Raw genomic sequence first — 13720 nt, forward strand, 5'->3', positions numbered from 1 at the left:
TTCCGCATAACGAACAAGAGTTTTTCCGGCGCGGAGCCGACCGGAAAAAGTATAATTAAACTGAACCGCGCACGCTCACGCTGTTATTTGGAAATTTATCGGCTCAGTATAGTCCTATTGTTTGATTTTATAGCAGGAATTGATTGATATTCCAAGATGAAACGTTGTGGATATGAAGATTTTCAGACAGGTTGGAGGGCGATGTTCAGGCGCTTAGAGACGCCGGAGATAGAAACTCATCCAGTCTCTCCCATGTAGCCTCTTTTCCTGCCCCGGTTAATGAGGAGAAGGGGATCATATCTTCGGTTTTTACAGATAATATTTGCCCGATGCGGGAGATTTGTTCCCGCTTTTTATTGCCGGAGAGCTTATCGGCCTTGGATAAGACAATGAGATAAGGGAGGTGGTGCGATTCAAACCAGGAAAGCAGAGAGAGGTCTTCTTGATTGGGCAGTCGGCGGATATCGAAGATGACCACCACTGCCTTCAGGGTTGCTCTTTTCGTAAGGTACCCCTCAATCAAACCCTTCCAATCCTTTCTTACAGAGACAGGGACCCGGGCGTAACCATAACCAGGCAGGTCGACGAAATAAATGACGTCATTCACCTGGTAAAAATTGATGGATTGTGTGCGTCCGGGGTCCTTGCTGGTCTGGGCCAGTTTTTTCCGGCCCACCAGGGTGTTTATAAATGAGGATTTGCCGACGTTAGACCGTCCCGCGAAGGCCACCTCGGGGCGGTCCGCGTCCGGTAACTGGGGTAACTTATAGACACTTTTCAGGAAATCAACAGAATGGACATGCATAATGATACCGGGTGACTAGGCCTTGACGTCTTCGTAAAAAGTCTATTTGCTGCGAAATAGCGATCAGCCATTAGCTATCAGCGGTCAGTTTAAGGCGCTATTCCACTTCCTGAAAGCTGAGAGCTGAATGCTGACTGCTCTTCTTATTTGCGCGCCTTGTCCGCCGCGGCGGAGAGCTTTTTACCGTGCCGTTGGGCTGAGGGCCTACTTTAACTCTGCCATGGCCTTGCGCGCCTGCCTGCCCCATGCGCTCTCCGGGGATAACCGGACCACCTCTTCAAAGGCGGCCAGGGCCTGTATTTCCTTGTGTTGGCGCAGATAGGCCTCACCCAGGTGATAATGGGCCTCGACATACGAGGGGAAATAATTTACGGCCTGTTGAAAGGCGTCTATGGCCTTTTCCAGATCATTTTGCTCCATATAGACTATGCCGAGGTTATTAAAGGCGCTCTCGTAGCGCGGAGAAAACCGGAGCGCCAGGTTGTAATTATGGATGGCCTTGTCGTATTCTTTTTTACGATAGTACGCCCATCCCATGTTGTTATATGCGAATTGAGGGGTAAGATAGAGGGGGTTGGACAAGGCCAGATTGAATTGCTGAATAGCCTTATCCCAGTCTTCCAGCGTCAGATAGACGGTCCCCAGGTTATTGTAAGCCTCTGAGAAGTCCGGCTTCAGCTTTACAGCCTGATTAAAGTGCTCAATAGCCTTGTCAAAATCGGCGCGTGTAGTGTAAACGCGCCCAAGTATATTATGTACGGTTGGGTTTCCCTCGTCCAGATTGTAAGCGTTTAATGCCTCTCCCAGGGCGGCGGGAAGATTTCCCTCGCTCAGATAGGTATCGCTCAGCCTCAGGTGTATCATGGTCTTTTTCTGGCGTATAGCCATGTCTTCAGCGCAGGATACAAGTGTCAGGGTAAGCAGGATGAGTAAAGAAAACCGCAGCCCTATTATTTGCCGGGGCATAGCCATTATATCACCTTATTCAGGGAGTATTCTATAATCCCTTCCGCTCCGGCCCTGAGGAGTTTAGGAATAAGGTCTCTGACCGTTTTCTCCTCAACGACGGTCTCCACCGAATACCACTGAGATTGGTAAAGATGGGCTATCGTCGGCGCGTTGAGACTGGGGAGTAAGGCAATGACTACTTCTAATTTTTCTTCAGGGATATTCATTTTAAGGCCGACCATTTTGTAGGCCAGCAGGGCGCCTTTTAACAGCAAGGCGATCTGCTGTATCTTTTCCCTTTTCCACCCGTCCTGCCAGGATTCGTTATTGGCGATAAGCTGTGTATTGGACTGCATGAATTCGTGGATGATGTGGAGGCCGTGCGCCTTTATGGTGCTGCCGGTCTCGGTAACCTCTACGATAGCGTCGGCCAATCCCGACACTACCTTGGCCTCGGTAGCTCCCCAGGAGAATTCAACCTGGACGGGGATATCCCTTTCCGCAAAATAGCGTTTCGTAAAGTTGACCAATTCTGTAGCTATTTTCTTGCCGGCAAGGTCCTCCAGTTTCTTAATGGGTGAGTTTACCGGCACCGCCAGTACCCAGCGGGTAGGGCGATTGCTTACCTTGGAATAGACCAGATCATCTACCACAGTAATCTGCGAACCATTTTCCAGTATCCAGTCCTTGCCGGTAAGGCCGGCATCCAGAGTGGCGTTTTCCACGTAACGGGACATCTCCTGCGCCCGGCAGATATGGCATTCAATGTGTTCATCATCTATCTCCGGGAAATAGCTGCGGGAATTAAGCGATATCTTCCACCCGGACCTGGCGAATAGTTCAAGGGTGGCCTTTTCCAGGCTACCCTTGGGTATGCCCAGTTTTAGTTTTTTCAAGATTTATAAACCTCCTTGGGATCAAATACCTTTTCTCCTGTTATCTTCAATTCGTTGTCTTCTACCTTCCGATAGAAACAGCTTCTGTACCCGGTGTGGCAGGCCGCGCCGCCAAGCTGATCCACCTTGACCAGTATGGTATCCTCGTCACAGTCAACATAGATTTCTTTTACCACCTGGACATGACCGGAGCTTTTACCTTTGAGCCACAGCTCCTGACGGGTGCGGCTGAAGTAATGGACCTTTCCGGTCTCCAGGGTCTTTTGCCAGGCCTCTTCATTCATATAAGCGAGCATCAGAACTTCGCCCGTCTTGTAATCCTGGGCAATAGCGGGCAATAACCCGTTGCCCTTGGCAAAATTGAGCTTAAGCATGTCCGGACCTTTCTATTTTTTGCACTGGTCACTAATTAAAGGGTAAGCAGGCGATTGTCAACCAAAAACTGCCCTGGAGTAAGCGCGTACCTATTCCCGAGAATTGTTTACCGATGATTGACGGAGAGTGCTTGCTTGGTCGGACAGACTAGAATGGGGCCGCAGGGGCGACTACATTGACATACCCCACACCGGGTTGCGGGTTGTGTTGCCCAAGAAACCCTGCACACTCGACCCACCGTCCCGTTTGAATGGCTATTTTCTGAAGCAGGCGGTGGTGTAGCGCATGTCCGGATTTATGGACTACAATGTGTCCCAGGATCGGCTTGCCAAGGAGCGCTATATCTCCAAGTAAGTCCAGGATCTTGTGACGGACAAACTCGTTCTCAAATCTCAGGCCGCCTTCGTTGAGAATAGAAGAGTCGTCCATGACGATAGCATTGTCGAGCGAGCCTCCTAAGGCAAAGCCGTTTTCCTTAAGATTTTGGACTTCGTACAGGAAGCCGAAGGTTCGGGCATTTGCAATTTCCTGGCAGAACGTCTCTTCTGAGAAGGCCATGCTATAAGATTGCTGTTGTATAAGGGGATGGTTAAAATCAATGCTGTATGTGATCTTCAGGGAGTCGTCCGGATATATAGATAGAGTTTTATCTTCACAACGAACCTGGATAGGCTCGATTATCTTGATATATACCCTTTTTTCTCTCTGTTTGACCGGCATGGCCTTATTCAGCATGAGGACAAACGGCGCGGCACTTCCATCCAGGCTGGGAACCTCCGGGCCGTCTATCTCGACGAGCGCATTATCTATTCCTATACCCATAAAGGCCGCCATAAGATGCTCCACGGTAGCCACACTGGCATCTCCCTCGCCCAATGTAGTGGCCAGGGTGGTGTCTGTTATATACTTGTAATGAGCGGGGACTGATGGCTTGCCCGGCAGGTCGGTACGTCTGAAGATAATCCCGGTATTAGCCGAAGCAGGCTTAATGATTAGATTAACCTCTAATCCGCTATGCAGGCCTATTCCTGAACATCTTACTTCTTGAGTTATGGTATGCTGATAAGGTGACAAAGTAAACCCTTTCCAATAAAAAGTTATTCAGTGTATATGCAATACTCGTGCCTATGTTAGTTAAGATGGCTCCTGATAATTATTTATAGTTATTTCAAATTGTTATGTTATAGCTTCCCGGGTGTTTTTTCTATAACTTCCATAAAACTGTTCTTCTAGTTACGGCCACATGTGTCAAAAAGGACACGGTAGGTTTGTGGGCTATGTACTTTTTATAACAATTATAACTATCCGCCACAAAGGCACTAAGACACCAAGCTGCTAAATCAGATTAAATTCGGAATTCGAATTTTTTTAACTTTGTATCTTAGTGTCCTGGTGGCTATAACTGTGCTTTTACCCAATCTTCAGGTGTATTAATATTAACGCAGGAACGCATCTCCGGATCGATTTCAGATAACTCCGCCCCGGTTATGGTTTTTATTCTAACCCGGTTATAAAAACCGGTAATCTTAAGCTTGTTGGCGCTAAGGTCTTCATGAATATAATCAAGACATCTTCGGGCATATACGGCATGGAGCGGCTCATACACACCGGAGACAAACGGCACAATAACATCCCGGCCTGGCTTTGCCTGCTTCAGGATGTAATCAATAACCTCTTTCTTCAAAAAGGGCATGTCACAGGCCACAACAAAGGCATGGGACGAGGCGGCATAAAAAAGACCGGTGTAAAGTCCGCCCAAAGGGCCTTTTCCTTTTATGAGGTCGGTTATTACCTTAACGCCTAGAAAGGAATAGGCGCAGGGGTGGTTGGTCACCACGATTACCTCATCGAATATATCTTTCAAAACCTCACAGATGTGACCTATAATGGGCCTGCCTTCCAGCGCCAGCAGGGCCTTATTTTCTTTCATCCGCTCACTTTTCCCGCCGGCCAGTATTATAGCAGTCATTTTTATAGTCATTAGTACCCCAGCTGTTTCATAATCTCCGGACTCTTTGCCCAGCCCTTGCGTACTTTGACCCACAGCCTGAGGAAAACCTTTGCGCCGACCATGACCTCTATCTCCTTGCGGGCGGCCTCGCCAATTTTCTTAAGCAGGCTGCCGCCCTTACCGATTACGATGCCTTTCTGTGAATCCTTCTCCACATAGATTGTAGCGGAGATGGATATGATCTGTTTTTCGGTATTTTCCTTGAATTCATCAATAATTACTGCCGTGGCATAGGGAATTTCCTGGCCGGTCAAGAGAAATATTTTTTCGCGGATAATCTCAACGGCAATAAAACGTTCCGGCTGATCGGTAATCATGTCCGATGGATAATAAGGAACACCGGCTGGTATGAGTGTAAGCATATCCGTCAGCAGGAGATCCATGCCCTCTCCGGTCAGAGCGGATACGGGGACAATGGCCTTGAAGTCATAAATATCTTTGTACCGCGCAATTAACGGCAAAAGGGTTTCCTTTTTTATCAGGTCTATCTTGTTGATAGCCAGGATGACGGGGGTAGGGATATTGTGCAGCTTTTCGATAACCAGCGCCGTATCATTACCAAATGGATGGAGACCGGCATCTACGGTCAGGAGGACGACGTCAACCTCGCGCAAGGTATCTACGGCAGCCTTCACCATGAATTCGCCCAGGACATTTTTGGCCTTGTGGATACCCGGCGTATCCAGGAAGATAATCTGATATTCCGGTTGGGTCAGGATTCCTAATATCCTGTTTCGTGTCGTCTGGGGGCGGGGAGAGACTATGGCCGTCTTTTGCCCTAAAAACCGGTTAAGGAGCGTGGATTTACCTACATTGGGGGCGCCGATAATGGCCACATATCCGGACTTGAAATTTTTAACCTCGTGTGACACGGAAATCCCCCCGGCCAAGACTCTGATCGGTCCATACCTTCAATGACCGTATGGCGCTTTTTTTTTGCAGGTCAGCAAGGACGCGTTTTTTAAAGCCGGTCAACAAGGAAACGTCAGACGGCGCGATCCATATCCCGACTTCATCCGAACCGCGAAAAGGCTCTAATTTTTTCATCAAGTCATTTTTAAAGACCTCAGCCCTGACTATCTGACCGAATGCCGGATGATAAGGGCCGGCGATAAGATTCTTCTCCAGACCGGCATCTGCCTGGAGACCCATGCGGATGACGGCAATGCCTCTTTCCCGGCCGAGGATGAATATAGCCCGGCATATCTCTACAGCTTCCTCGATCGTAAGCGGATGGTATTCTCCTTTTTGGTAAAGGCCGGCTAAGACCGTCCCCCTTAAGACCAGCGCAGGATAGATACGCATGAAGTCCGGCTTATGAGCGAAGAGTGGTTCGAGGGCGCTGAGGATTTCCCTGCGGTCTTCGCCGGGCAGGCCGATCATAATCTGTGCCCCCACCTGGAATCCAGCCTCCTTAAGCATTCGGACGGCCCGCAGATTGTCCCGGGAGGTGTGTCCGCGGCGTGCCCCGGCCAGGACGGCGTCATTCATGGATTGGATGCCCAGTTCCACGGTCTTTACCGGGTATTTCCTGAGCAGTGTGATCTCTTCTGTATTGATATAATCAGGTCTTGTGGAAAGGCGGACAGAATGGACTTTTTTTTCTTCCCAGAAAGGCAGCACCACAGAGAGGGTTTCTTCTTGAAGGGCGGTATCCAGGCCGGTGAATGTCCCCCCGTAAAAGGCTACCTGGGTCTCTGTCCTTTGCGCTTTTCTTTTTCTGTTCAGCCCTTCTTCAATAATAGATGCCACCCATTTTGCCGTTATGGGTGAGATATCCTGGCCGGTTATATTGGGCTGGTTACAAAAAATGCATTTCTGGGGGCATCCCTGGTGAGAGATGAAGATGGGTATGATATACGGATTCATTGACTTTTTGCGAGATCTTTAATTTTGACGGCTGCGAGTTTTTTCAGGGCGTTCTGGGCGGCCTTTTGTTCGGCTGCTTTCTTATTTTTGCCCATCCCACGGGCCAATATTCCCCCGTTAAGTTTAACGCCTATGGCAAATCTTTTCTGATGTTCGGGCCCTGATTCTTTTAATATGACATATTCCGGTACCGCCTTGAATTCCTCCTGTGTATATTCCTGCAGCCGGCTCTTAAAATCCAGTAGAGATTTTCTGCTGATTGACGCGGGGAGAAACGGCAGAAAATGCTTTTTTACAAGATTGTGTACCGGTTCCAGTCCGCCGTCAAGATAAATAGCAGCCAGGAGCGCCTCATAGGTATCGGCCAATATAGAATTTTTAGCGCGACCTCCGGATAATTCTTCACCTTTGCCCAATAGCAGAAACCTCCCCAGGTTTAATTTTCTGGCCAATTGGGAGAGGCTGTTTTCACTGACCATGTTGGCCTTTAACTGGGACAGGGTGCCTTCTTCGTAATCCGGATATTTAACAAAAAGGAGATGACCGACGGCCAACCCCAGTACGGCGTCCCCCAGAAATTCAAGACATTCGTTGTTTGCCGGCTTTGATGTCTGTTCATAGCTGTATGAGCGATGTACAAGGGACTGATTCAGGAGCGTTTTATCTTTAAAAATATAGGAAATTTTCTTTTCGAGACTGTGTAAATTTTTTTCCCGCATTGATTCCATGGCAATTAAACATACTTATTGCGCTTGTCCTGTATTGTCAAGGCCATAAAAAACCAGGCCATCCCCTAAGGCGGATGGCCTGGTTTTCATACAAGTTATTGATAACGGATCTTATTACTTTATATGGCCTTTCAGGTCTTTCCCAGGCCTGAACTTGACCACCTTGGACGCCTTAATCTTGATCGGCTGACCGGTTTGAGGATTGCGCCCTGTCCTGGCCTTACGTTTGGAGACACTAAAGGTGCCGAAACCGGTAAGCGCCATTCTGCCTTCTTTTTTGAGGACTTCTTTGACGGCGCCAAGAAGAGTATTAATGGCCTTTTCTGCTTCTACCTTTTTTATCCCCACTTCTTCGGCTACTTTTGCAACTAATTCCGCTTTGGTCATAATTTATTCTCCCCCTTAATTATTATTAATGTGGTTAGCCTGCTAACCTTGGTGGCCTTATGTGTACTTACCTTAAGCCGGAGTATTCGCTAAAAAGCAGCCTATATCTTTATAATTAAAGATTGCTGGGACAAATATCACATATACATTAGGATTTCAACAAAAAAACAGCAAGATAATTTTTTTTATTTTTCACAGTCATGGGTCAGCGCATTTAATATTAAAAGTAGCGGGCCTGCAATAGAGAGGGCGGATAAAGTATGTAGGCCATTTTACTTGGAAATCAGGACATTAACGTTGACAGGCATAGATAAAAATATTATCTTGATCCCGGTTTACAGGGGGTAGAAGGTGGATCATATTATCCGGCGGAGTTTACAGGATTCCCTGAGAATAAAGGAAAAATTTATCCTGGACCATGCCGATCGAATTAAAGAATTGGCCGTGTGGATTGCAGAGGCATTCGGCCGCGGCGGGAAACTGCTTATCTTCGGCAATGGCGGCAGTGCGGCTGATGCCCAGCATATAGCCGCAGAGTTTGTCAACCGCTTTATGATCGAAAGACCGCCCCTGCCCGCCTTAGCCTTAACCACCGATACATCGATTTTGACCAGTATCAGTAATGATTATGACTATAGCGAGGTATTTGCCAAGCAGGTAAGGGCGCTTGGTCGCAAAGGAGATATTGCCCTGGGTATCAGCACCAGCGGTAATTCGCCCAACGTAGTCAAGGGACTGGAAGTGTCCGGAGAGATGGGGATTAAAACCGTGGCCCTGGCCGGGAAGGATGGCGGCAGGATAGCCGGGATGTCTGACCTGGCATTTGTCGTCTCTTCTGACCGGGTGCCGCGCGTGCAGGAGGCGCATGGTCTGTTCGGACACATTCTCTGTGAGCTGGTGGATTATATACTTTTCCAACGTTGATGGCCTCATAAAAAGTCAATTTCTCACGCAAAGGCGCAAAGACCGCGAAGACAAATATTGTTATCAAAGAAAAAACTTTGCGTCCTTGACGGCTTCGTAAAAAGTAACAAATTACCGCAGAGGTCGCAGAGAACGCGGAGATAACATATTGAATAGTCTATAGTTTTTCTCTGCGGACTCGGCGTGCTCAGCGGTGAAAAGGTTTTTTTACGAATTCATCAACGTTCGTCTGCGTAAATTAGCCGTTTTATCATCTCTACATCGGGCTGGACTTAAGGTATGAAACAAAAAATTAGGCCGATTGACACTGGAACAATCAAGACCTATAGTCTCAAAGAAAGAGAGAGTAAGGTTTCCCGGGAACATTTTGGCAGGGTCTTGCCTCCCGGGGCCCGGTTCTCTGATTTTTTGCAGTCATTGCCCGATATCCTGGCAGGCAGTGACTTGCGCGCCATTGTAAAACGGGTGGCAGAGGCGGTCCGTAACGGCAGGCCCGTCCTTATTGGAATGGGCGCCCATGTTATAAAGGTGGGTCTGAATCCCATCCTGATCGCCCTTATGGAAAAGGGCCTTATTTCCGGTCTGGCCGTAAACGGGGCCTGTATTATCCACGACACAGAAATAGCCATGGTAGGCCGGACCTCCGAGGATGTGGCCGTGGCGCTGGGCGGCGGCGATTTTGGCATGGCTGAGGAAACGGGCGTCTTTCTCAATGAGGCTATTGTCCGGGGGGCGCAGGAAGGTCTGGGGCTTGGTGAAGCAGTGGGCAAAAAGATACTGGAAAGCGGCTCGCCTTACGCCCACTTGAGTTTGCTGGCCACAGCAGCCAGACTGGATATCCCGCTGACGGTTCATGTGGCAATCGGCGCTGATATCATCCATATGCATCCAAAGGCCGACGGCGCAGCTATAGGGAAGAGCAGTCTCCATGACTTTAGGGTTTTTTGCAGTTTAGCGGCCATGCTGGAGGGCGGAGTATATTTTAATATCGGTTCAGCGGTAATCCTCCCGGAGGTCTTTTTAAAGGCCCTTAGTGTGGCCCGAAACCTCGGCCACGAGGTGAAACAGTTTACAACCGTGAATATGGACTTTATCCGCCATTATCGGCCCATGACTAATGTGGTTTCCCGGCCCACAATGGATGGCGGCCAGGGTTATTGTCTGGTCGGACACCACGAGATTATGGTGCCGCTCCTGGCTGCGGCCATACTGGAAGAATTGCAGATAAGCTAAGCTTGATAATCTTTAGAAGGAGTAAGGAATGCCTATCTTTGAATTTCACTGTCTGGACTGTGGGAAAGACTTTGAGGCTTTAGTGCTCAGTAAATCAGACCGGATTGATTGCCCCAAGTGTCATAGTGCTCATTTAGAGAAGCTGATGTCCTCCTGCGCCTTTAAAAGCGGGAGCAAGTTTACCGGCACGGCCAGTTCAAGCAGCTGTACAAGCTGCTCCAGCAAATCGTGCAGCACGTGTCATTAATATTGAACATATTCCGGCAGCCTTCCTGAGGCGGGGACTGCCGGTTTTTTATGTTTTTTGCCCGATTAAGATAAGGACCTTGAATATGCCTTTTGACCTGAAAAACATACGCATCGGGACGCGGGGCAGCGCCCTGGCCATGACCCAATCTACATGGGTTAAGGATGAGATTGAGGCTACATTACCGGATTCCCGGGTCTCCCTGGTCAAGATAACCACCCAGGGCGATAAGATCCTGGACGTTCCTCTGGCCAAGGTCGGTGGGAAGGGTCTTTTTGTCAAGGAGATTGAAGAAGCCCTCTTGCGGGGCGAGATCGATCTGGCTGTGCATAGTATGAAGGATGTCCCTACTGATTTGCCGGCTGAACTTCATATCGGCATCACAACAAAAAGGGAAGATCCCCGTGACGTGCTTATTACTCAAGGGGGAGAAAAACTCGACGGCCTTCCTCTAAAAGCCCGGATCGGTACGAGCAGCCTGCGACGCAGCGCCCAACTCCTGGCCCATCGGGGAGATTTTGAGATCGTTTCACTCCGGGGAAACCTGGATACGCGTATACGGAAACTAAAGACAGAGTCCCTGCACGCGGTAATTGTGGCCGCGGCCGGTATCAATCGTATGGGCATTAAAGACGTGATTACTGAATATCTGCCGGTTGAGATTATGCTGCCGGCTATTGGGCAGGGGGCGCTCGGTATTGAACTTCGCCGTGAAGATAAAGACCTCTTGGAGGCCATTTTTTTCTTGAATCATACCGAAACGGCAATAACTGTGCGGGCTGAACGATCGTATCTAAAAAGGCTTGAGGGGGGCTGTCAGGTGCCGATCGGGGCCTTTGGAGAGATACGGGATGGGCGGCTTATCCTGCGTGGTATCGTGGCCGACCCTTCAGGCGTGCGCTTTTTTAAAAAGGAAATGACCGGCTCGCTAAGTGATCCGGAAGGGCTGGGAATGGCCCTGGCTGAGGATATGTTGGATATGGGCGCACGGAAGGTGCTGGAAGAGGTATATAAACGAACTCTGGATTAATGGAAGAATAACCATGTCCTGTACTCAAATGAAGAAGAGCGGAAAGGTGTTTCTGGTAGGGGCCGGGCCGGGCGATCCGGGCCTGATTACGGTCAAGGCCAGAGAGGTCCTGGGTGAGGCCGAGGTGGTCATATATGACTACCTGGCCAGCAAGCGCCATCTTGACTATGTCCCGGAAGAGGCGGAGCGCATCTATGTGGGAAAAAAGGGCGGCTGCCATACTATGGCGCAGGGAGACATTAACCAACTTATTGTGGAGCGCGCCGGAGAAGGGAAACGGGTGGTGCGTCTTAAGGGCGGAGATCCCTTTATCTTTGGTCGGGGTGGAGAAGAGGCCGAGGAGTTGGTTGCCGCCGGGGTGCCGTTTGAGGTGATCCCGGGCGTGACTTCGGGCATTGCTGCGGCTGCCTATGCGGGCATACCGCTCACCCACCGCCGCTATACCACAAACGTGGCCTTCATTACCGGGCATGAGGACCCGGCCAAAGAGGAAAGCGGTATCGCCTGGGATAAGATTGCTACCGGCATAGGGACACTCGTTTTTTTTATGGGGGTCAAAAACCTTCCCCATATTGTAGAAAATCTCGTTGCGAATGGGAGGTCTCCTGAGACGCCTTGCGCGGTCATCCGCTGGGGTACGACACTCAGACAGGAGACGGTCGTGGGACGCCTTTTGGATATCGTGCAGTTGGTTAAGGAAAAGGGCCTGAAACCCCCGGCCATAACCGTAGTGGGCGAGGTGGTAGGCCTGCGCGAATGTCTCTCCTGGTTTGAAAACAAGCCTCTTTTTGGAAAACGTATCGTGGTTACCCGCACGCGTGAACAGGCGAGCGATCTGGTAAAAAAACTCGAAGAGTTGGGCGCGGCCTGCGAGGAATTTCCCACCATTCGCATTGTCCCTCCCGATAGCTGGGAGCCGCTGGATAAGGCCATAAAGGACATTAAAGAATTTGACTGGGTCATCTTTACGAGTGTTAACGGCGTCAAGAATTTTTTGCTGAGGTTAAGGGCTACCGGCTGTGACCTTCGTTCCCTGAGCGCGTGCAAGGTGGCTGCTATCGGCCCCAAGACAGCCGAGATGCTGGAAGACCTCTACCTTAAACTGGATTATGTCCCTTCCGAATACCGGGCTGAGGGTATTATTGAAGGTCTGAAGGCCCTGGGTATAGCCGGTAAAAAAGCGCTTATCCCCCGGGCGGAGGTGGCGAGAGAGATATTGCCGGAGAAATTAGCGGAAGCCGGCGCCAAGGTTAACGTAGTGCCGGCCTACAAGACGGTCAAGCCGGAGGCGGAAGAGGCCGAGGCCTTGGTCAAGCTCCTGAAAGCTGGAGAAATCGACATGGTGACCTTTACCAGTTCATCTACGGTCAGCAATTTTGTGGAGATGCTGGGAAGCGACCGGATTGTCTCCCTCTTGGAAGGAGTTGACATCGCCTGCATCGGGCCGATCACCGCGGAGACCGCGCAAAAATTTGGCATTCAGACCCATGCCATGCCTCAGGAATACACCATCGACAGCATGGTGCGGAGTATCGAGGCATTTTATCGCGACAAGCATCGATAAGAAACTGCTTACCCCGTCATTGATGGACGCCCTAATCAGCGGCGGCGTTTCAATCCGCCATATCCGCTAAATTCTCTTCTGCATCCTGTCGATAAGGGTGTTAACGCATTAATGCCGCCTTGATTGGGTAACCCTATTATCTGAACTCTGTCCACGTGAAAAAATCCATTGAATATATTCTGAAAAAGTACGATAAGAATATATAACCCTTAACCAGGGGCGCCATGAAGTGGGTACCAAGACCCTTCCGCAACAGCAAAAGGAGTGTCGCTCATGTATTCGGGAAAAGAAAAAAGACAACACGAACGCATCCCAACCTTTCTTCCTATTACCTACTCTGACGGCAAAAAGTTTTTCAAGGAATATGCCCATGACGTCAGCCTGGGCGGTCTGCTGATTAAAAGCATTGACCCCTGTGATATAGGCATGCCCCTGGATATGGCCATCGATGCGCACGTACCGATAAAGGCAAAGGGTAAAGTGGCCTGGGTCAAGAAAGATGATTACCTGTACAGGATAGGCGTTCAGTTGAAAGAGATGGATGCATACACGGCCACCGATTGGACTAATTTCCTGAACCGCGTATCAAAATCGACGGCTCATTAGAGCCGGCACGGGATACTCTTTACAGCCTGCTTGCCCTTTACCCGGAACCCCCGAAATTTTAGATGAGCTGTCAGCACTCAGCTATCAGCGTTCAGCT

The 13720-nt window shown here is 49.6% G+C and carries 15 protein-coding genes and 1 pseudogene; 6 read left to right on the forward strand and 10 right to left on the reverse strand.

Features of this window, described 5'->3' with window-relative positions; all coding sequences use genetic code 11:
- Nucleotides 1-205: 205 nt before the first annotated feature.
- The 10 genes from yihA to PHT49_02920 form a co-directional block, all read right to left on the reverse strand.
- Nucleotides 206-805, reverse strand: a complete 600-nt coding sequence (yihA, locus tag PHT49_02875) for a ribosome biogenesis GTP-binding protein YihA/YsxC (protein ID MDD5450824.1) — start codon at nucleotides 803-805, stop codon at nucleotides 206-208.
- A gap of 204 nt (nucleotides 806-1009) precedes the next feature.
- A complete protein-coding gene (locus PHT49_02880; GenBank protein ID MDD5450825.1) occupies nucleotides 1010-1777 on the reverse strand; it encodes a tetratricopeptide repeat protein in 768 nt (255 codons plus the stop codon).
- On the reverse strand, nucleotides 1777-2652 hold the full coding sequence (hisG, locus tag PHT49_02885) for an ATP phosphoribosyltransferase (protein MDD5450826.1): 876 nt from the start codon (nucleotides 2650-2652) through the stop codon (nucleotides 1777-1779). The genes PHT49_02880 and hisG overlap by 1 nt, the downstream gene beginning before the upstream one ends.
- Complete coding sequence (gene hisI / locus PHT49_02890; protein MDD5450827.1) at nucleotides 2646-3023, reverse strand: phosphoribosyl-AMP cyclohydrolase; 378 nt, start codon at nucleotides 3021-3023, stop codon at nucleotides 2646-2648. Before hisI ends, hisG begins: the two co-directional genes overlap by 7 nt.
- 148 nt (nucleotides 3024-3171) lie before the next feature.
- A complete protein-coding gene (gene lpxC / locus PHT49_02895) occupies nucleotides 3172-4098 on the reverse strand; it encodes a UDP-3-O-acyl-N-acetylglucosamine deacetylase (protein ID MDD5450828.1) in 927 nt (308 codons plus the stop codon).
- A 322-nt stretch (nucleotides 4099-4420) separates the two neighbouring features.
- Nucleotides 4421-5005 (reverse strand): molybdenum cofactor guanylyltransferase, encoded by a 585-nt coding sequence (locus PHT49_02900; GenBank protein MDD5450829.1) that lies wholly within the window; start codon nucleotides 5003-5005, stop codon nucleotides 4421-4423.
- Nucleotides 5005-5907 (reverse strand): GTPase Era, encoded by a 903-nt coding sequence (era, locus tag PHT49_02905; protein MDD5450830.1) that lies wholly within the window; start codon nucleotides 5905-5907, stop codon nucleotides 5005-5007. The genes PHT49_02900 and era overlap by 1 nt, the downstream gene beginning before the upstream one ends.
- On the reverse strand, nucleotides 5891-6904 hold the full coding sequence (locus PHT49_02910) for a radical SAM protein (protein MDD5450831.1): 1014 nt from the start codon (nucleotides 6902-6904) through the stop codon (nucleotides 5891-5893). The genes era and PHT49_02910 overlap by 17 nt, the downstream gene beginning before the upstream one ends.
- Nucleotides 6901-7632 carry a ribonuclease III gene (gene rnc / locus PHT49_02915; GenBank protein ID MDD5450832.1) on the reverse strand — a complete coding sequence of 244 codons (732 nt, stop codon included), beginning with the start codon at nucleotides 7630-7632 and terminating at the stop codon, nucleotides 6901-6903. The genes PHT49_02910 and rnc overlap by 4 nt, the downstream gene beginning before the upstream one ends.
- 114 nt (nucleotides 7633-7746) lie before the next feature.
- Nucleotides 7747-8019 carry an HU family DNA-binding protein gene (locus PHT49_02920; protein ID MDD5450833.1) on the reverse strand — a complete coding sequence of 91 codons (273 nt, stop codon included), beginning with the start codon at nucleotides 8017-8019 and terminating at the stop codon, nucleotides 7747-7749.
- A gap of 351 nt (nucleotides 8020-8370) precedes the next feature.
- Between PHT49_02920 and PHT49_02925 the strand changes: the two genes are divergently transcribed.
- The 6 genes and pseudogenes from PHT49_02925 (at nucleotide 8371) to PHT49_02950 (ending at nucleotide 13623) form a co-directional block, all read left to right on the forward strand.
- Nucleotides 8371-8943, forward strand: a complete 573-nt coding sequence (locus PHT49_02925) for a D-sedoheptulose 7-phosphate isomerase (GenBank protein ID MDD5450834.1) — start codon at nucleotides 8371-8373, stop codon at nucleotides 8941-8943.
- Nucleotides 8944-9222: 279 nt separating this feature from the next.
- Nucleotides 9223-10176, forward strand: coding sequence for a hypothetical protein (locus PHT49_02930; GenBank protein MDD5450835.1), 954 nt, complete (start codon nucleotides 9223-9225; stop codon nucleotides 10174-10176).
- A gap of 28 nt (nucleotides 10177-10204) precedes the next feature.
- A pseudogene (locus PHT49_02935) lies at nucleotides 10205-10288 on the forward strand (zinc ribbon domain-containing protein).
- 232 nt (nucleotides 10289-10520) lie between these two features.
- On the forward strand, nucleotides 10521-11453 hold the full coding sequence (gene hemC / locus PHT49_02940; protein MDD5450836.1) for a hydroxymethylbilane synthase: 933 nt from the start codon (nucleotides 10521-10523) through the stop codon (nucleotides 11451-11453).
- Between the two features lie 13 nt (nucleotides 11454-11466).
- Nucleotides 11467-13017, forward strand: a complete 1551-nt coding sequence (gene cobA, locus PHT49_02945) for a uroporphyrinogen-III C-methyltransferase (protein ID MDD5450837.1) — start codon at nucleotides 11467-11469, stop codon at nucleotides 13015-13017.
- Nucleotides 13018-13290: 273 nt separating this feature from the next.
- Entirely contained in the window at nucleotides 13291-13623 is a 333-nt protein-coding gene (locus PHT49_02950) for a PilZ domain-containing protein (protein MDD5450838.1), read from the forward strand.
- Nucleotides 13624-13720 lie beyond the last annotated feature (97 nt).

The sequence above is a fragment of the Desulfovibrionales bacterium genome, from assembly GCA_028715605.1.
GTDB lineage: Bacteria > Desulfobacterota > QYQD01 > QYQD01 > QYQD01 > QYQD01.